The 20,249-nt window shown below is 40.5% G+C and carries 16 protein-coding genes; 5 read left to right on the top strand and 11 right to left on the bottom strand.

Annotation, left to right across the window (positions count from 1 at the left end; all coding sequences use genetic code 11):
• Positions 1-53 precede the first annotated feature (53 nt).
• The gene (locus ACPZ3T_RS21680) at positions 54-1,874 is read right to left on the bottom strand and encodes a tetratricopeptide repeat protein (RefSeq protein ID WP_490271518.1); all 1,821 of its coding nucleotides are present in this window, start codon (positions 1,872-1,874) and stop codon (positions 54-56) included.
• Between the two features lie 264 nt (positions 1,875-2,138).
• Here ACPZ3T_RS21680 and ACPZ3T_RS21675 point away from each other — a divergent pair, with 264 nt between their 5' ends.
• On the top strand, positions 2,139-2,333 hold the full coding sequence (locus ACPZ3T_RS21675; protein WP_490271517.1) for a hypothetical protein: 195 nt from the start codon (positions 2,139-2,141) through the stop codon (positions 2,331-2,333).
• Positions 2,334-2,659: 326 nt separating this feature from the next.
• Here ACPZ3T_RS21675 and ACPZ3T_RS21670 read toward each other — a convergent pair whose 3' ends face one another.
• A complete protein-coding gene (locus ACPZ3T_RS21670) occupies positions 2,660-4,207 on the bottom strand; it encodes a hydantoinase B/oxoprolinase family protein (RefSeq protein ID WP_490271516.1) in 1,548 nt (515 codons plus the stop codon).
• A gap of 73 nt (positions 4,208-4,280) precedes the next feature.
• Here ACPZ3T_RS21670 and ACPZ3T_RS21665 point away from each other — a divergent pair, with 73 nt between their 5' ends.
• Positions 4,281-5,111, top strand: coding sequence for a class I SAM-dependent methyltransferase (locus ACPZ3T_RS21665; protein ID WP_490271515.1), 831 nt, complete (start codon positions 4,281-4,283; stop codon positions 5,109-5,111).
• Between the two features lie 150 nt (positions 5,112-5,261).
• Here the strand turns inward: ACPZ3T_RS21665 and ACPZ3T_RS21660 are convergent, their stop codons facing one another.
• From ACPZ3T_RS21660 to ACPZ3T_RS21625, 8 genes are all read right to left on the bottom strand, one after another.
• Positions 5,262-5,720 (bottom strand): DUF7689 domain-containing protein, encoded by a 459-nt coding sequence (locus ACPZ3T_RS21660; protein ID WP_490271514.1) that lies wholly within the window; start codon positions 5,718-5,720, stop codon positions 5,262-5,264.
• A complete protein-coding gene (locus ACPZ3T_RS21655) occupies positions 5,704-6,030 on the bottom strand; it encodes a hypothetical protein (protein WP_490271513.1) in 327 nt (108 codons plus the stop codon). The genes ACPZ3T_RS21660 and ACPZ3T_RS21655 overlap by 17 nt, the downstream gene beginning before the upstream one ends.
• Positions 6,031-6,285: 255 nt before the next feature.
• Positions 6,286-7,503, bottom strand: coding sequence for an Nramp family divalent metal transporter (locus ACPZ3T_RS21650; RefSeq protein WP_490271512.1), 1,218 nt, complete (start codon positions 7,501-7,503; stop codon positions 6,286-6,288).
• A 111-nt stretch (positions 7,504-7,614) separates the two neighbouring features.
• A complete protein-coding gene (locus ACPZ3T_RS21645) occupies positions 7,615-9,723 on the bottom strand; it encodes a hydantoinase/oxoprolinase family protein (protein WP_490271511.1) in 2,109 nt (702 codons plus the stop codon).
• A gap of 192 nt (positions 9,724-9,915) precedes the next feature.
• Positions 9,916-11,742, bottom strand: coding sequence for an ABC transporter substrate-binding protein (locus tag ACPZ3T_RS21640; RefSeq protein WP_490271510.1), 1,827 nt, complete (start codon positions 11,740-11,742; stop codon positions 9,916-9,918).
• Positions 11,743-11,953: 211 nt separating this feature from the next.
• The gene (locus ACPZ3T_RS21635; protein WP_490271509.1) at positions 11,954-12,376 is read right to left on the bottom strand and encodes an ester cyclase; all 423 of its coding nucleotides are present in this window, start codon (positions 12,374-12,376) and stop codon (positions 11,954-11,956) included.
• Positions 12,377-12,447: 71 nt separating this feature from the next.
• Positions 12,448-13,029, bottom strand: coding sequence for a Crp/Fnr family transcriptional regulator (locus tag ACPZ3T_RS21630; RefSeq protein ID WP_490271508.1), 582 nt, complete (start codon positions 13,027-13,029; stop codon positions 12,448-12,450).
• A 54-nt stretch (positions 13,030-13,083) separates the two neighbouring features.
• The gene (locus ACPZ3T_RS21625) at positions 13,084-13,665 is read right to left on the bottom strand and encodes an Npun_F5749 family FMN-dependent PPOX-type flavoprotein (RefSeq protein ID WP_490277315.1); all 582 of its coding nucleotides are present in this window, start codon (positions 13,663-13,665) and stop codon (positions 13,084-13,086) included.
• A 347-nt stretch (positions 13,666-14,012) separates the two neighbouring features.
• Here ACPZ3T_RS21625 and nrdJ point away from each other — a divergent pair, with 347 nt between their 5' ends.
• The 3 genes from nrdJ to ACPZ3T_RS21610 are packed head-to-tail and all read left to right on the top strand — an operon-like array spanning position 14,013 to position 18,907.
• Positions 14,013-18,500, top strand: coding sequence for a ribonucleoside-triphosphate reductase, adenosylcobalamin-dependent (gene nrdJ, locus ACPZ3T_RS21620; protein ID WP_490271507.1), 4,488 nt, complete (start codon positions 14,013-14,015; stop codon positions 18,498-18,500).
• A 29-nt stretch (positions 18,501-18,529) separates the two neighbouring features.
• The gene (locus tag ACPZ3T_RS21615; RefSeq protein WP_490271506.1) at positions 18,530-18,661 is read left to right on the top strand and encodes a histidine kinase; all 132 of its coding nucleotides are present in this window, start codon (positions 18,530-18,532) and stop codon (positions 18,659-18,661) included.
• A gap of 36 nt (positions 18,662-18,697) precedes the next feature.
• The gene (locus tag ACPZ3T_RS21610) at positions 18,698-18,907 is read left to right on the top strand and encodes a ssl0294 family protein (protein WP_490271505.1); all 210 of its coding nucleotides are present in this window, start codon (positions 18,698-18,700) and stop codon (positions 18,905-18,907) included.
• 175 nt (positions 18,908-19,082) lie between these two features.
• On the opposite strand, the gene csaB is transcribed toward ACPZ3T_RS21610, so the two are convergent.
• On the bottom strand, positions 19,083-20,120 hold the full coding sequence (gene csaB / locus ACPZ3T_RS21605) for a polysaccharide pyruvyl transferase CsaB (protein WP_490271504.1): 1,038 nt from the start codon (positions 20,118-20,120) through the stop codon (positions 19,083-19,085).
• Between the last annotated feature and the right edge of the window lie 129 nt (positions 20,121-20,249).

Raw genomic sequence — 20,249 nt, 5'->3', positions numbered from 1 at the left:
ATGTCAATAGCCTAACTACAAAGTATTACGAATTACGAATTACGAATTACGAATTACTTTAATGCTGCCATCATTGCTAAAATTTGTTGATGGTATTGTCTATTACCCTCATGATTATAAATATCAGCAGATTTCTTTAAATCTCTCATCGCGCCTTCCCTATCGCCTAAATTACGGCGAATCTCTGCTCGTAGCAGGTAAGCTGAAGCCCAATAAGGGTGATGCTCTAGGGCTTGATTTAAATCGGCTAAGGCTTCTGGATGGTTGCCGAGGTGAGCATGGCTACGGCCTCGATTATACCAGTCTTCGGCATCATGAGGATCAATGGTGATCGCTTGAGTGTAATCTGCTATGGCTTGATGATATTGATGTAGGGCATAGTAGGCATGGGCGCGCTGGCTATAGAATAGGGCAGATTGGGGATTAATTTTTAAGGCTTGGGTGTAGTCTGCGATCGCACCTTGGTAATCTTGTTGATCATAATACCAAGCACCCCGGTTATGATAAGCTTCGACTAATTGGGGGTTGATGGCTAAGGCTTGGTTGTAGTCGGTGAGTGCGCCGCGATGATCTCCCAACTGGCGACGGGCGTTACCACGATTACAATAGGAGGGAGCAAAATCAGGGGCTAATTTGATAGCTTGGGTGTTATCTGCTATTGCTCCGAGAAAGTCTTTTAAAGTTTCATGGACGATGGCGCGTCCGTAGTATGCTTCTACTAAGTTGGGATTGATTTGTAATGCTTGATTATAGTCGGCGATCGCACCTTGATAGTCTCCTAAATGACGGCGAGTGGTAGCGCGATCACAGTATGCTTCTGCAAATTGGGGAGATAGTGCTAATAATTGATTACTATCTGACAATGCGCCGGGATAATCGCCGATTTGGCGGCGTATATTACTACGGAAACCGTATACTAAAGCTAACTCAGGATTAATTTGTAATGCTTGGCTATAGTCAGCAATTGCGCCTTGATAGTCTTGTTTGGCGGCTCGAATCAAACCCCTTTCTGCATAGGCTTGCGCGTCTTCTGGGTTGAAACGAATAGCTTGGTTTAAATCTTCTAAGGCTAAATCATATTCTTTGAGGCGGGAGAGAATCACACCCCGATTGTAGTAGGTTGTGGCAAAATTTGGGTTTAATTCTAGTGTGCGGTTGTAATCGGCAATAGCGGCTGCATAATTTCCTAGAGCATAGTAGGCGTTACCGCGATTTTGATAAGCCTCTACTATAGTAGGATCAAGTTGGATAGTACGGTCATGATCAGCGATCGCCTGGCGATATTCCCCTAGATTATAGTAGACATTACCGCGACTACTGTATACTGCTGCTAAATAGGGATGCCATTGCAAAGCTTCCTGAAAATCTGATATCGCTCCTTGATTATCTCCTTGCTCACTACAAGCGACACCTCGATAGTAATAGGCGTGAGCCAAATCTATGTTAATATCACTAGCTAACTGGGGATTGACTGCTATGGTGTGCATATAGTCAGCGATCGTTTGAGTGTATTCGCCTTTAGCGAAGTAAGCTTTACCCCGATAGTAGTATGATGCTGTAATAGTAGGGTTAAGCTGTAATACTTGATCATAATCAGCGATCGCGCCTGCATAGTCACCCACACAATAACGGGCGAATCCTCGATAGTAATAGGCTTCAGCTAAATTATGATTAATTTTAATGGCACGAGTTAAATCTGCGATCGCTCCTTGATAATCTTGGAGTTCATTACACAAAATCATCCCTTGTTTGAGATAAGCTATGGCATACTCTGGTGGTTGTTTGCCCGATGCGGTATTATTAGCGATCGTTCCTTGATACTCCCTTGGCAAATCTGTATAGAGTCCCTGTTGGAAAAAAGAGTCAGCATTCATCTAATTTTCTTATCTTGTTGCAGTAAGCATGAGCTTGATGAGTCTTAAGTTGCCATTAATAGGGTAGGACACTGTATTTAGATTAAACTATAAATTTAGACATAATACCAATATATATATAGCTATATTTGGCACAATTTTTATTTCATGCCATTGAAATATGTAAAGATATGAGTAATCCAGCTATTATCACAGTTGGATGTAGTGAAAATCATCACTATCTTCAACTGGTTTATCTAGATTTCATCAGGTGGAGCGCGGAATATGTACGACAAAGAGGACATCAAAGCGATGCTTGATAGCATGAGTGTCGTGGATGTGCTAAGAATATTGTCTCAAGTTTGTTATGAAAAAGCTGAATATTTGAGAACCGACTACCAACACACTGAAACTGCAAGAGAGTGGGAGAAGGTGGGTAGAGCCGTAGGTAAGATAAAAATCAAAACAGAATTATATTAATCAAACAGTTAACATTATCTATCCTGTGGATTTACCTCCACAGGATTTTTAATAAAAAACTTTGCAGGTAGAAAATTTGTAGATAGTTTTTACCCTGAGTCAACTATCAAAAGTATGAATTATTCAACAAGCCCTAAAAAACCGGGTTTCTTGCAAATCCCTCAGCTTAAAACCTTAATCTTTCGTTCAGAAACCCGGTTTTTAACCGAGGTGCAAGATGTGTGATTACGAATTACGTAGCTTGCTTCCGCGTAGCGGTATTACGTAGGCGCAAGCCTTGCCGTAGGCTATTACGAATTACGTTAGCGGAGCGGGGCGTTAGCCCATTACGAATTACCAAACCCTCCCCCTCCCGGAGTAGCAATAACTAACACATCCCCAGGATTCATTTCTACCGTCGCCGTACTACCTAAATCCTCTTTTATAGCATTGGCACGCTCTACCCAGTTGCATCCCACCTTTCCAGGTTCACCACCATTTAAGCCAAAAGGAGGTACAACCCGATGATTAGAAAGAATATTAGCACTCATCGCCTCTAAAAAGCGCAGACGACGAATTACCCCATTACCGCCATGATATTTACCTTTACCACCACTATCAAGGCGCAGACTAAAACTTTCTAACAAAACAGGATAGCGGGTTTCTAAAACTTCTGGGTCAGTTAAGCGAGAATTAGTCATGTGAGTATGAACTGCATCAGTACCATGAAAATTAGTTCCTGCACCAGAACCGCCGCAGATAGTTTCATAATATTGATAGCGATCGCTCCCAAAGGTAAAATTATTCATTGTTCCTTGAGAAGCTGCCATCACACCCAAAGCACCATATAAAGCATCGACAACAGCTTGGGAAGTTTCCACATTACCCGCAACTACGGCGGCTGGATAGGTTGGGTTTAACATACAACCTTCAGGAATCATAATTTCTAAAGGTTTCAAACACCCCGCATTCAGAGGAATAATATCATTAACTAAAGTCCGAAACACATATAAAACTGCTGCTTGAGTCACCGCTTTAGGAGCATTAAAGTTACTCTTTAATTGAGGAGATGTGCCAGTAAAATCAATTTTAGCACTGCGATTTTCTCGATTAATTGTCACCTGCACTTGTATTTTAGCACCGCTATCCATTTCATATATAAACGAACCATCTTTTAACACATCAATAGCTTTTCTCACCGACTCTTCGGCATTGTCTTGGACAAATTTCATATAAGCTTGGACTGTTGATAGTCCATATTGAGACACCATCTTAACTAACTCCTGAACTCCCCTTTCATTAGCTGCAATTTGTGCCTGAAAATCAGCAATATTTTGGTTAGGATTACGAGCCGGATAAATATGATTTAATAGTAATTCTCTGACAGCATTTTCTCGGAATTGTCCCTGTTCTACTAAGAGAAAATTATCAAATAAAATGCCTTCTTCCTCTACAGTTTGACTATGGGGAGGCATAGAGCCAGGGGTAATTCCGCCGATATCAGCTTGATGTCCACGAGAAGCGACATAAAACAGGGGATGTTCATCACTTGCTAAAAATACAGGAGTAATAGCTGTGACATCGGGGAGGTGAGTGCCACCGTTATAGGGATTATTTGATAAATAAACATTTCCTGGTTGAATACTGTCACCTTGATCATTAATTAAACTGCGAACACTTTCACTCATTGAGCCTAAATGTACAGGAATATGAGGGGCATTAGCTACTAATAATCCAGAAGCATCGAAAATCGCACAGGAAAAATCTAAACGTTCTTTAATATTGACTGATGCAGCCGTATTTTGCAGGACAATTCCCATTTGTTCAGCGATAAACTGATAAAGATTCTTGAAAATTTCTAACCGTACAGGATCAGGTTTTGATGTAGTGAACATTTTGCTTTTTACCTCATGGAATGTGAGAAAAATTGTAAAATATAACTGCCGAATCATTAATTACCCATTGAAAATGCAAGACTCGGAAGCAAAAGAAAATCCCTATAGAGATTTATCCACACCAGAGCAGAGAAAAAAGTGGTATAGTCCAGTAGCAGATGCTTATAACAAAGCAAGACCACGCTACCCTGAAAAAATCATTACTCGTGCTGTAGAGTTAGCAAACTTACCTCCAGATGCCAAGATTTTAGAATTGGGATGTGGCCCCGGAACAGCAACCACAGCTTTTGCAGACAGGGGATTTACAATGGTATGTATTGAACCTAGTTTGGCAGCTTGTGAGCTAGCACGACATAATTGTATTGATTATCCCCGGGTTGAGATTATTAATACTACCTTTGAAGAATGGCCAATAGAAACTGAGAAATTTAACGCTGTAGTGGCAGCAACTTCTTTTCATTGGATGTCACCAGAAATTAGATGTTTTAAATCTGCTCAGGCATTAAAACAGGATGGTAATCTAATTTTATTGTGGAATATTCCATTGCAACCCCAAGAGGAAATTTGTCAGATTTTGCGAGCAGTTTATCAAAATCAAGCTGTATCTGTATCACCATACGAAAGTCGAGAAAATCACGAAAGGGACTTGATTAATATTGGTAAAACTATTATTGATTCAGGTTTATTCAATAATTTAATTTTTGAAAGTTTTGGATATGAATTAACTTACACTATTGAGGATTATCTTGCTTTATTGAGTACATTATCTGTATATATTGCTTTAGAAACACAGCAGCGTCAGGCTTTGTTTACAGCTTTGAAAACAGCATTAGATAGGGACTGGGGTAAAAGTTTTCAGATATCTTGTCTTGCAAGTCTTCACATTGCTAACAAAATAATTTAGGATATTTCGGTGATTGATAGAGAAGAAATTATCAAGTTTGTAGTAAGCACTTTAGTGCTGAGAATATATAAGGACTTCAGTCCTTACTACGAACTTAAATAGAATAGGTGATTACCTGGACTCCTCAACAGATAAAAGATTAAATCATACCTACATAGAAATTGGACGTTTTAAAATTTGCTGTACAGAACCATACATTTCACCTATTAAACCTTCCAATTCATGTTCAATATCTTCCCATCTTCCTAGTTTACTAGTCCATTTCCCGTTAGACAATTGTCTAGCGGCGTGGGTTGGTTCACCATCAGAGGTAGCATATATTGCTATCTTCTCAAAACCTAATTCCCACTCTGAGTTATCACACAATTCATACCCTAAGCTTTGGTAAGCTTGAATAAAAGCAGAGATAGTTAATTCTGCGGCTACACCTTCTACCCAGTAATAAATATTATCTGGATCTATTGGACTCCACCAACGGTCATCCTCACCCGCAGCCCAAGCAAAACAATTGTATGATACACTTTGCTTGCTGGTTACGACATACGCTGTGAGTGATAAGTTGGGAAACTTGTTTTGTTTATAGCCTTCCAACTTACCATCTGTACCCATTTGCTCTTCCCCATTCAATCCAAGCTTCAGCCATTTGCTGGAGTTTACCACGCTGTTCTGGTTTAACAGGATTTGCGCCTGTAATTGCACTTAATGCCCAAAACCAATGATCTGGTTCACTCTCAAGTTCGCGCATAATCAAAGGTACAACAGGTTGTCCCATGCCAATTATTCTTTGATATGCAGGGTGCATTGAGATTTTGGAAATAACTGAAAGCATTCCTGTTTCGCGTCGCCATTGTTCCGCTAATTCTAAGAATTGACTTTCTATTTCTGAGGTTGCAATAATTGGATAAAGATAAGGTGACATAAAGTTTATCTTCAGCTTAATTACAAAGTACTTTCATCAACAAGAATAATCTTTTTATAGCCATTTCTAGTTAAGTGAGGTACAGATAATATTTTGAAACGCAGAGGAACGCGGAGTAAAGCGCAGAGGTACGCAGAGATTTGTACCTCAGCAGACTAGGAAGGGAGCAGTAGGAGACAAGGGAGAGAAGGGAGCAGGGGAGCAGAGGGGGAGGGAGAGAAAGGAAAATATTCAGTAAGTGGGGTAATTGATTTTCTAGAAAATACCCACTGCTTTGAAGATTTGGAAGATACCTAGAAAAGTAGCAATCAAGACGACACTAAAGCCTAAAATATTAGCGATCGCATCATTACGGAAGTCGTCTAATAAATTATCTTGGTTGACAACGATGAGCAGAAATGTGGCGACAACAGGCAATAGCAAACCATTGGCAGCTTGAGCGAAAATAATAGATTCTACGGGACGTTTTCCAGTGATAGCGAATACAGTACCAATCACTAACACTAAAATCCAGACTGTCCGAAATCGGCTGCTATGGAAATCTGGCTTCCAACCCAATGCGCCGCAGATAGCGTAAGCTGTGGCTAAGGGTGCAGTAATAGTGCTAGACAAACCAGCCGCAAAAAATCCTAATGCGAAAAAATACCGCGCCGCCGCACCTAAGAGGGGTTCTAGTTGCTTGGTCATCGTTTGGATGTCATTGATGTTAATATTTTGAGTAGCAAAGGTAGCAGCAGATGTAACTGCGATCGCTAAGGTAATTAGTCCACCCAAGGAAATAGAAATGATGGTGTCAAATCGTGATTCTGCCACGGCTATTTCTGTAGGAATGATTGACGGCCATTTTTGGTGCACAGAACTAGCATGAAGAAACAAGTTATAAGGAACAATCGTAGTACCAATTAAAGCAATAACTGTTAGCAATGAATCATGAGGTAATTTCGGTACTACCATTCCTTGAAGTAATGCACCTATATCGGGACGAGCAGAAATTGCTGTTAATAAAAACACAACCCCCATCAAACTCACAGTTGCAATCAAAACTTTTTCAATCAGTTTGTAAGCACCCAATGCTAACAACAAGAAAGCCAAAATACCAATAATTCCCGCCCATATCTGAAAGGATATCCCCCCCAGTGTTTCTAAACCAATGGCTGCACCTGCAATATTCCCAGTCTCAAAAGCGGCATTACCCACAAAAATAGCGGCAATGATTAAAATAATCGCCAATAACCGCAAAATCGGGTTTTTGGTGGCTCTCAAAGCTTCACCAAGTCCCTGTCTCGTGACTACACCCAACCTGCCAGACATTTCTTGCAGAACTATAGTTGCAATGGTGGAAAATACAACTGCCCATAATAGGGCAAAACCATACTTTGAGCCGGCAATAGTCGCAGTGGTAACTGTTCCAGGGCCGATAAAGGCAGCACTAACGATTAATCCCGGCCCTAAATTCTGGAGTCTTCTTAACATATTCCTCCAAGGTTATGAATGTGTGGGATGATTTCTCAGACGCAATGTAAAATAGCAAAATAGCGATCGCTAAATTTACTCATTACTCATTACTCATTACTCATTACTCATTTATTCATAGTTGACACATCGTCGTAAAACTAAGTGATTACACTCATTTAATCTGGCTTGCCAGTTAGGTTCAACTACGATGGTGGTAATTTTTTCGACAATGATAGCCGCACCATTTATACAATCTCCTGGCTGTAAATCTTCTCTACGATAAACTGGTGTATCATGCCATTTTTCGGCACTAAACATCTTGACTATTTCTAGAGGTTGAGGGGTTGATAGTAAACTGCGAGTCCGAGTTATTAAAGGTTCTTCAGGTGTATCCATTTTCTGAATTACTTCTACAGAAATTGATTCCACAATTAAGGGTTTGTCTGGCTGAAGGAAACCATAGCGAGACATATGCTTATCTGCAAATTCTGTTTCCATGACACTTAAATCTACATCAAACTTAATACTTAAAGTAGAATCAGTTCCCTCATATTTCAGATTCAGTTTTTGAATTACTTCGGCTTCCAGACTACTTTCATTATGATTAAATTCCCTTCTGGCTTCAGTTTCTAAAGACTTTATTAACTGCATTACTTGAGGAATCAATGCTTGATTTAAAGGCTGTTCTACTCCGCCGACTCTAGTAGCTCTCACATCAGCTAATCCCATACCATAGGCGGAAAGTACCCCAGCATAAGGATGTAGAAATATCTGTTCCATCCCTAAAGTGTCAGCAATTAAACAAGCAACTTGCGCGCCTGCACCACCGAAACAACAAAGCACATATTTAGTCACATCATAACCACGTTGTAGACTAATTTTTTTAATAGCATTAGCCATATTTTCTACAGCAATTGCCATAAATCCTGCTGCGACTTCTTCCGGTGGCCGATAATTACCTGTAACAGAGGAAATCTCTTGTGCTAACTGCTGAAATTTCTCTAAAACAACATTTTTATCTAACGATAAATTGCCATCAATACCAAACACAGATGGGAAATATTGGGGGTGAATTTTACCTAACATGACATTAGCATCTGTCACCGTTAAAGGGCCACCCCGGCGATAACAAGCAGGGCCAGGATTTGAACCAGCCGACTTTGGCCCCACACGATAACTAGAACCATCAAAAAACAGAATTGAGCCACCACCAGCCGCAATAGTATTAATTGATAATACAGGAACGCGCATTCTCGCCCCAGCAATTTCGGAATCTAATTGGCGTTCATACTCGCCTTTAAAATGGGCAACATCTGTACTTGTTCCCCCCATATCAAAGGTAATAATTAAATTAAAACCTGCTCTTTTACTAGTTTGAACTGCGCCGACAATACCACCAGCCGGGCCACTCAAAATACTATCTTTACCCTGAAATTGTGCGGCATCAGTTAACCCACCATCAGATTTCATAAACATTAATCTTACTCCCGGTAACTGACTGGCTACTTGGTTAACATAGCGGCGCAAAATCGGAGTTAAATAAGCATCGACAACTGTTGTATCGCCACGACTAACCAATTTCATTAAAGGGCTAACTTGGTGAGATATCGAAATTTGTGTAAAGCCAATTTCTTGAGCAATTGCTGCTACTTGTTGCTCATGTTGGGGATAGCGATCGCTGTGCATAAATACAATTGCACAACTACGAACTCCTGTATGATAAACTGCTTGTAAATCTTGTTTTACCTGTGCAGTATTTACAGCTTTTAATTCATTACCATGAGCATCATAGCGTTCTTCTACTTCAATTACCTGCTCATACAACATCGTTGGTAAAATAATATGACGCGCAAAAATATCAGGACGATTTTGGTAGCCTATTCGTAACGCATCTTTAAAACCTTTAGTAATAATTAAAACTACTCTATCCCCTTGTCTTTCTAACAGTGCATTTGTAGCCACTGTTGTTCCCATTTTGATTACTTCTATAGCTGCCTTGGGAATAAGTTGATTATTGTTTAAACCGATAATATCTCGAATCCCTTGAATAACTGCATCTTGATATTGTTCAGGATTTTCAGACAATAGTTTATAGACTATTACCCATGATTTATTCGCTACAGGCACAATTAAAAATCGTTCCTGATGTTTTGCGAGTCTATCTATAATTTTTGGCTCATCAGTGACAGCAACAATATCTGTAAATGTACCACCTCTATCAGCAAAAACTTTTAGCATAGTTCAATTTGATCTATCAACTAAAAGTAGAGTAGCAGGTATGTTTGGTATAGTTCTACTTCAAGTGTGGTATATTTTGACAACAAGCGTAGACAAAAATATTGCTTTCTCTCACGCAGAGGCGCAGAGACACAGAGAAAAAGAGTTAGATTCTCAGCGTCACTTTGCGTTTACCTCTGCGTTCCTCTGTGTTTAAATTGTCCATTGCCATTTTTGCTGCGCCAAACTCCATTTTACAGCAACTATTTCCGTTGGAGGATTAAGGCGATCGCCTGTTTTTTCAAATTGAATATTTCCCGTAACTCCCCTCACTCCTCTTTGCTGCTGTTTGAAATATTTATCCATATCTTTGAGCAAAGCTTGGCTACTTTCACTTTTACACTGTTCTATGACTTTCAAAATAATTAAAACTGCATCAAAAGCCGTAGCACCCCGCCAATTCAGATTACCTTCACCCCATAATTGAGTACCTAACTTACAAAAAGACTGAGCAATCATATTATTACTATTACAGCCATTTTCTTGGCTATCCCAATGCCAGGGAATACAAGCGACAATTTGCGGATGATTTTGATTAATATTTTGATACTGGCTTTGCTCATGAATCCAATGCAAAACAGTTTCCTGATAAAATGTAGCCGTTCCAGCTATCAGACATTTATTCAGATTTAATCTACTTATTAATCCAGCATTATTTAAAGAATTAGGTTCAAGACCACCATCAGGAATGATAATAATTATATCAACCCCTGCTGCTTGAATTTTTTCTATATATTTTTGAAATTTATAGTAAGATTCATTGATATATCCACATTCTTCTAGAAATAGTAACTTATCTTGATATGCTTCTAGATATTTTTTAATGCTATGTTTATAAGACTGACAATAAAGACTATTTTGATTATATATAATCGCAATTTTTGATTTTTCGTGAACAGCAATTTTCTCACCTAAATAATCAACCAAGCTTTTAGCACTACTTTCATCGGGAGTAGTTAATCTATAAAACGATACAACAGATAAATCAGCTAATTCATTAGATGTGCTACTAGCATTAACTAAGACTAAACCTCTCTGTGCATAAAATTGAAAAGCATTTTTAGTCATTTCACTAGAATAATGACCGATGATAGCCATTAAGTTTAAATTTGGTGCTAGTTCCGCCAACTTCTCTGCTGTTTGATTATAAGGAGTATATAAATTATTGGGGTCATTAACAATTAACACTTGTAATAATATTTGACTAGAAATGAGAGTAGAAACTATATGCGGTTGAATACTACTTAAATCTATTTCTTTACCTATACCAAGGCTTTTAAAACTTCCCCAATTCACCTGCAATTGTATTTGGGCTACTCCTCTTAATATTTCGGCTGCTACGTTACCTTGGTTATGATAAAATGGGCAAACTACTGCTACGGTGTAGATTTTAATATTTTTGTTCTCTAAAATATTTCTTTTATCTTCAATCAGAGAATTATTGATATAAATTAACAGTTCTGGATTCCCATTACCATAAAGCTCTATTTCTTTACGCCACGCCATCAAAAAATATTGCAATGCTTGATAGTAAAGCCCTAGTTGGTAAAACTTTGTTGCTTCTGTTTGGAGTTTAACAATTTCTTGATTAGGTGGATAAAGGAAAGATTGCCTACCAAAGCTAGCTTGAAAATTATCGCTGTTGAGTTGTGGATTGGGATGCAGTTTATAAACTTGATGAGGGTCAAGTAAAAAATTGATAATCTTTACCCAATTTCCAGCTATTTCTGTTTGCTCAACACCCATTAACTCAGCTAGTTTTGGATAAATATAATGAGTCAGTTTGTCTTTAATTTGTTGTTCAGATAAATTTAACTGTTGAGCTATTTGTGGACGAGAATAGGCTAATAAAGCATAACAAATAATCTGTCTTTCTAAGTTATCGAGACTTCTAATATTAGCTAAAGGATCTAAGTTTTGTAATAAAAGTTCAATATTAATGCCTAATTTTTCGATAACATTCCGTAGTAGTTCCGACATATGCAGACATCATAATATTTTCTCAAATCATAGTCTGATTATCATTTGAAGTGAAGCTCTGGACGTGGAAATCATCACTACAAATGTGGTGAGTGACTGCAATATATTTCCACATAGCTAGTAGAAACGTGATAAATCGTGTCTTCAAAGATCAATCATCTACAGCAATAACTCTCAACTAAACCGTATTGTTAGCTGTTCCACCTATCAGTTACATCATTGGGTATTTAATTACACCCAACTGTTGCATCAAGGCAAAAGTGTCACCTTGCCCCCAATGTTCTACAATCTTACCGTTGACAACGCGATCGCTGTGAACAACTGAAAATTTGACTTGTTTACCTGTGGATGGAATACCCATCAACTCTCCGTGATGTGTGCCAATGAAGACTCCGCGAGTAACCACTTTATCGCCTTCAGCAATCACTTCTTCAAAGGTATGGCAACCATCCAGTATGGCAGTAAACATCATCCTGCCATACTGGATAACCGCATCTGTGCCTTTGAGGGGGACTGCATTCAACCCTCGGCTGACAATATCGGGAGACATCAATGCTTGTGCTTGCTCAATATCTTGTTGGTCAAAAGCTTGATAGAATTTCAGCACAATTACCTTGTTCTGTTCTAGTAACATAATGTTTCTCTGCAATAAAAGTGTCTTTTTGTGACTCTACTATGCAGACTCAGAATTTGCATTGACTTGGGTTAAGAGATTCTCTTGTGAAAAACTCTTCGCTTCAAGCGACTCAGGGATTCTGGCTCAATGCCAAGATGGGAGGCCAGATAATATTGTGGAATGCGCTGTAAGAGTTTTGGCTCGGTTTTCAAGAAATTAAGATAACGCTGCTCAGGGGAATCTCGATATAGGGAAAGCAACTGATCCCGCAATTGAAAAGCCAAATCTTCCACAACCAGCCTGAGTAATTTCTGACCATCTGGTAAATTTTCTAACATCTCAATCACTTGTTTATTGATGATGAGTACCTCCGAGTCCGCGATCGCCTGACATGAAAAACAAGCTGGTTGTCGTCTTCGTAAACTCTCATAGTCGCCCCATGTGTGTTGCTCAGGGTGAAAAAATAATGTCAGTTCTTTGTCTTCTCTGAAGAAGAAGGTTCTCAAACAACCTTTGAGTGTCAACCCAACGAAATCACAAATTTCACCCTCTCGAAATAAAAATTCTTCTTGATGAACTTTTCTTGACTCTAAAAGAGGTTCAACCGGTTTTAAGTCAATTTGGCATTGGGGAAAAATTTGCTCAATAAATGAGTGTAACAGTTCATACATTTAGGTAATTTAGGTAGAAAAATGGGGTAAGGCTGTAAGGATGTAGGAAAAAGACTATGGATTAATGTCTTTGGTAGACCATACTTGATTTGCATCACAATTATAGAAATGACGATTTTGGGGTTCACCACGTAATTCTAAATGGTCTACTTTTACAGGATCTAGTAATAATAAGCAAAAATTAGCTAGTGGTTGACGAGGATCAGGTGGTGGTGGCTCAAAAACTGCTGGTTCTGCTTTAGGTTGGCGAGGATGTGGCCAAGCAAATTGTAAACGCGCCGCATCGCTTAATTCTTCCCACATAGCAATTCGGGCTACTTGCAGATGAGGATGAGATTGATCACTACCAACTACAGTTAATTTACCAGTGATGCGAAATTGTTCTCTGGTTTTAGGAAAATACCAACAAACTTCTGCCCAGGGTTGGTGTTGTATTTCCTCGATTTTATCGCTACGGCTATCAGTAATAAATTTTAGCAGGTTGGTATCTGCTAAAAAACCACGAAAGACTACGGTACGATTAGCAGGATGACCGTTAGCTTTAACTGTGGCTAATTGCAGATAACGGGCGTATACAAGGCTACGGTTGCGGTGGAGAGCATGGGCTAAAGGAGTTCTCCAAGGAGCTAGGGACATGATGAAGTTTTGTTGCAATTTATCCAAACCAAGATTAAGCGCAAAGTGCAACACTTGGCAATCTTTGGGTTCAATCTACTTTGGTAAGTGTCCTAATTTTTGACTGGAATTGCTCTCTGAGACAAGCTAAATTTTCTCCATGCCCATGATTCTACGACTTAAATACTGTCAAGAATTGCTACTCAGTATAAAAACTTTCTGAGTAGGAAAAGCCATTATACATCATAAATATATGTGGCAATTTGTACAGTCATTGCATAGCGTAAAGTGGAAAAATTTTCAAGCTTTTTTCCTCTATCGACTTGGCGTATAGTCGTAATCTGTTCACAAGCAACAACACTTTTGATATGGTTCGAGAGCTGGAAATTAAACGTCAGGGTGCAAAGTTTCCCGAAACTGCACCAGCCGCCAATCCTGTATTTTTTAGAACTTATAGCCGTCGCACAGAGGCGGGTTTGAGAGAAACTTGGGATGAAGTGTGCGATCGCACTATCCAAGGTTTAATCGAGTTAGGTAAACTCACACCAGAAGAAGCCGCCATTTTAGAAAAAACCCAGCGCAAATTGCAAGCCTTACCCAGTGGGCGTTGGCTTTGGGTAGGTGGCACAGATTGGATCTCTAAGCCCAAAAACTTCTCCGGTGCGTATAACTGTACCTCCACCAACCTGCGAGACTGGAACGCCTTCGGGTTAATGATGAACCTCGCCATGATGGGCTGTGGTACGGGGGCAGTCATAGAACCGCAGTATATTAATCAACTGCCTCCTATCCGTAACCGTCTCCATGTGACTGTGCAGGGAAATGTTGGGGATACAACTAAAGAATTACGTCGTGAATATACACAAACCCATATAGAAGGGAACACAGTTACTATCCATGTTGGAGATAGCCGGGAAGGTTGGGTGGGATCTTACCAAACCTTATTAGAGTTATCAACTGATGAAAGATTTACGGATGAAGTACAAGTAATAGTTGATGTCAGCGATGTCCGCCAAGCTGGGGAAACCCTCAAAGGTTTCGGTGGTGTAGCGAATCCTGTGAAATTACCTGGACTATATCAGCGTTGTGCCGCCATTCTCAACAAAGCTGTCGGTAGACAATTAACTTCTGTTGAATGCTGTCTGTTGATTGACGAAGCTGCTGTAACAATTGTTGCAGGCAATATCCGCCGTTGTCTCCCACAAGATGCTTTAGTTCATACATCCCAAGGTTTAGTTCCCATTCGGGATGTACAAGTGGGTGACTTGGTACAAACACCTTTAGGATTTCGGCGAGTTGTAGATAAATTTGACCAAGGCTGGCAAGATGTCTACGAACTTGAAACCAATGCTACATACCCCAGAGCAACATTAAACCATCGCCAAGCAGTGCTAGCAGATGCTAAGGGGGGCATTGTTTGGAAATACTTTAATAGTTTAGTAGCAGGCGATCGCCTACTGCACAACAAGCAAGTTTTACCAGGTACAGTTACTCACTTACCGCCTGATTTTACTGAATCTCGACCCTCTCAAAGTCGCACAGCTAAAACTTTCGTTGTTCCCGAACTCACTGCGGAGGTAGCTTGGCTCATTGGGTTTACTCATGGTGATGGTTATGTAGCTCTTGGTCGCAATAAATACGATAAACCCTATGGTCGTGTTGAGTGGTCAATGAACAGCTTGGATGCAGAACTCACAAGTAGAATACAAGCCAAAATTGAAGCTGCTTTAGCTTTATTTGGCTTGAGTGCTGTTCACAGCGTCACCAAAGGCGAAAACACCGCCAAATCCATCTGTTCATCTATTCGCCTAGCTGAGTATTTCCATCGTTACATCAAACAGCCCAATGTTCCCTTAACAGTGCCTAGCTTCATTTTGCAAGGTGCTGTAGATATCCGAGCCGCTTATCTGGCGGGTTTAATGGACAGCGATGGCGGTGTCAATAACCGACCTCCTCATTTAGTGACCTCAGTTTATCGGTTATTTATCAGACAAGTAAGTGTAGTTCTATCCAGCTTGGGTATTGCTGGCAGACTTACTACAACTTATCCACAAAATTCCAGTTGGCAAGTTAAGTACAACTTGACAATTCCCGCACTCAAGGAGCGTTACAACAGCCTCATTGCACCCCACTCAGCTAAAGGTGAACTACGCCAAGGTTTGAAGATGTATGGTTTCACCGTTCCTGGTGCAATCATGCGGGAAGCTTACACCTACAGCGAAATGCGGGAGATGGGTTTTCAAGGTTCTCGGACTGTAGATGCCAATTATGAACGTTACATTGCTGAGGCGGATATTTCTCTCGATATTCCTGTCACTGTTAAAGGTTTGGGCAGTTACGATCATGTCCAAACTTATGATATTGAAGTGGAAGAAGCCCACTGTTTCTACTGTGATGGATACTTAACGCATAACAGTGCCGGAATGCGCCAGTTCATATCTGATGATGAACAAGGTGCAACTGCCAAAGATAACCTCTGGCAACAAGATGAAAATGGCAACTGGCGTATAGATCCTGAGCGCGATGCTTTACGCATGGCCAACCACACCAGGGTATTTCACCGTAAGCCAACCCTAGAAGAATGTATTAATGCTGTACGTAAGCAATATTACAGTGGTGAGGGTGCAATTCAGTGGGCTGGTGAAGCTGTTGCTAGAGCTAACTGTGATTTGTTAACTACACAAGCTTTGAAAGCTGATTTCATCAAAGCTTACGAACAGGGAACAGCTAAAGACTGGTTACAAAAACGACACCCTGAAATTGATGCAAAAGAGCTAGAACACCGTATAGCAAGGTTTGGTCTAAATCCATGCGGAGAAATCTTGGGTAGTGATTTTCACTGCGTAAGTGGTGATACCTTACTGATCACTCAAGATGGAATGCACAAAATTCAGGATGTAGTGGGATGTCAAATTAGCATTTGGAACGGTAAAAACTGGAGTCAAGTGCAACCATTTAAAACTGGTAGTTCTCGGATTCTCTATCGTGTGCGCTTCGGAGACGGTTCATATTTAGATGCAACTGAGTATCACCGCTTCTTTGTCAAAGATAGATTCAGCAAGAGTTATAAAGAAGTCCAAACTAAAGATTTGATGGATACCAGTCGTTATGCTATCCACACTGAACCATTCAAAATTCAGTATGAAGACGGTTTAGATATCGATCGCAATTATGCCTACACTTTAGGGCTAGCTGTAGGAGATGGCACAACAGATCAAAAAAATCATGCCAAGATTAGGCTGTATCAAGATAAAGTCGCTTTGAATCTCGCAGGCAATAAATCTCCTATTAGAGATTATGGTTATTCACCTGCGTTCACAGATGTCACAGATTTAGGTTTCTCTGGAGGATTCTTAAAAAGCCTAAAAACTAACCCAGAAGCACTTAATGTAATTGCTAGTTGGAACAGACAAGCCATATTGCATTTTATCGCTGGTTTAGCAGATACAGATGGCTCAAATACAAGTAGTAACGGCATCAGAATATATATTTCTGATTATGAGCGAGCATATCGAGTTCAGCTATTACTAACTAAATGCGGTATTCGTTCATCTGTGAATCTTTGCGCGCATAAAGGGTCAGTCACAAATTATGGCATCAGAAGTAGAGATTTGTACTACTTGCAAATAACTGAATGTGGTGAAATTCCTTGTCAGCGTTTGGATGTCAGCAAAGGCACAAATGCCAAATATAAAGGTAAATGGCAAGTTGTCAAAAGTGTTGAACAATTACCAGGATTACATGATACTTACTGCTTTAATGAGCCGGAGTACCATAAAGGTGTTTTCGGTAATACTTTAACTGGTAACTGTAATCTATCAGAAATTCACCTGAATCAAATTGATCCATTTAACCATAAAGAACAAGAGGAAGCTTTCACGGCTGGGGCGTTATCTGTAGCGTCACTTTTAAATCATCAATTCCAAGAACCACGCTATCAATATAGTCGGGAATTAGACCCAATTGTTGGGGTTTCTTTCACCGGTTTATTTGATTTCTTTGTCCATGCTTTTGGTGTGGATTGGTTGCGGTGGTGGGAAGCTGGCAGACCAGAAACACCCCAAGGATTGGCGTTTAAACATCGGGAAGCAGAATACTTAACTTCTTGGAAAGAAATTGTGCAGCGTGTGGTGTGGGATTATTGCGATCGCCATCATCTCAAACGCCCGAATCGTTGCACAACAGTACAACCCAGTGGCACAAAATCCCTGTTAACTGGTGCAAGTCCCGGATGGCATCCCCCCAAAGCCCAACGCTTTATCCGCCGCATCACTTGCCGGAAAAATGATCCTGTGGCGTTGGCTTGTCTGGAATATGGTTACAGTATTATTCCTTCCCAGTCAGACAAAGATGAGCAGGGGAATTTGCTTAATGATCCCTTTGATCCTAGAGTCACTGAATGGCTAGTGGAAATCCCTGTGGCTGTATCTTGGGCTGATTTACCTGGTGCTGATGTCATTGATATCAGCAAATTTAATGCGATCGCGCAAATGGATTTCTATATGCAAGTACAGAAATTCTACGTTACTCACAACACCTCTGCCACCATCGAGTTAAGAGAACACGAAGTAGAAGCATTAGGAACTCGCATTTGGGAAGCAATTCACAATGATGAAGGTTACATGAGTGCGGCACTACTGGCGAGATTTGATGATCATCAAACCTTCCCCCGTTTGCCATTTGAGCCAATCTCTAAACAGGAGTACGAACAAATGCTGCAAGCCGTAGCCGCACGCCGCAAAACCGATGATTTCTACACCGTCTTAAGTCGTTACGACTTCGGCGATTTAATGGAAGTCGGCCCCGCAGGCTGTGACTCTGATAAGTGCATGATGCCTGAACAAAGTCCGAATTAAGGGACTGGGGACTGGGGACTGGGGGCAGGGTGCAGGGGGCAGGGGGAGACAAGGGAGAAATATTTACTCCCATGCCCAATACCCAATGCCCAATGCCCAATGCCCAATGCCCAATGCCCCATGCCCCATGCCCAAATTTACACGTTACGATTAGTAAATAAATACTAATTTTCGCAAAAATTGCAGGAGACTCTGAAATGTTTATAGATGAATTGTCACCAATACTTAAGCAACTGAGTCAACACCCCGCTTCATTTTTTGGGGGATTCTTCTCTGGCTTGCTACGGCTCAACCTTGCAGATGATCCTGTTAAAAGCTGGTTAGATAAACAAGCCGGAGCTAACAGTTCTATGACTCAATCTCATAATGGTAAAGCTACTGGCCCTGAGACAATTCAGATTGAATAATTCGTAATTCGTAATTCGTAATTCGTAATGGACTTCTCTCCGTTCGCGCAGCGTGTCGAAGACAGACGCTAACGCGTAGCTTCCTTCCCCAGAGGGGTACGCCCCGCTACGCTCTAAGCGCAGCTATGCCGCAGGCTTTACGTAATTCGTAATACCCTACGGGTATTACGAATTATTAAGACAAGGTTTGATGCAACAAATCACGATGCTTCAATGCGCCATCTATTAAAGATTGAATTTTTGTTGTTGAAAGCTGCTGACCATTTGTGTAATATTTGACCCACGTTTGACTAATGAAACTGAAATCATCTGGTAAAGTTGCTAAATCCCAGCCAGGTATTGACAAATCTTCCATGAGATGATTTACCTTGGGATCATAACTGAGGGCAAAACAGCGACATCCTTCGGCAGCAGCCATAATTAAACTGTGCAGTCGCATTCCAATTGCCATCTCTACACCACGAAACACACCTTTTAATTTTTGTGGATCTTCAAAGCATAAAATTTGGCTGACATCTGCAAGGTGTGGCTGTATGGCTTGAGCAATGCCTAAATCTTCGCTTTTTTGAAATGGCAGCAATAAAATGAAAGCCTGAGTTGCTTTTTGGAAATCCACCAAAGCACGAGTTAAATTATGCAGGCGGGTGGGAGTTAATTGGGGATGTTGCCTCAAAGTTACAGCAACTCTAGGGGTAGGTAAATCCTCAAGTTCTGGTACAGGGTGAGATGCTAAAGCCCAAACGGGATCAGGTGCGAGAATATGGGGAATCTGCCAATCAGATAATAAAGCAGAACTGGCGCGATCGCGTACACTAACTTGAGTACAACCAGCAAAATTATGCTTTGCCAGCCACCGGGTTTGGGGACGTACTAAAGGGCCAATACCCTGCCCCCAAGCAATAGTTTTTAAGCCCATTTTCTGAGCTAACCCCATCAATCCCCCATAATAAAAAGGGCTGATGGTACTGGTGACATCCTGAATTAAACTACCACCACCCCAAATCAAAGCATCACAGGAGCGTAAAGCTTGCAGCACAGGAACAATAGCCATGCGATTGTAGGCTTCTACATTATAGCGATCGCGGGTTTCCTCTGGATTACCAGAAAGCACCACAGGTGTCACATGAGATGGTAGCATTTGCACAAGTGTGGCTAATAAAGCTTCATCACCACCGTTCCCTTTACCGTAATACCCAGATAATAGCGATCGCATCTTTCCCATTGCAAATTTTGGCCGTTGGATTTAAGGTTATCAACTTTTTCTCAACAATTGATGCAATCTCAGTCATCTTGCTACAAAAACTTTAATTAGCCTATGGGAAGATGAAAGGAGGTATGGGTA

This window comes from Aliinostoc maniaoense, assembly GCF_058172895.1.
The sequence above is the reverse complement of the archived record's forward strand: the minus strand, read 5'-3'. Positions and strand labels throughout refer to the sequence as shown.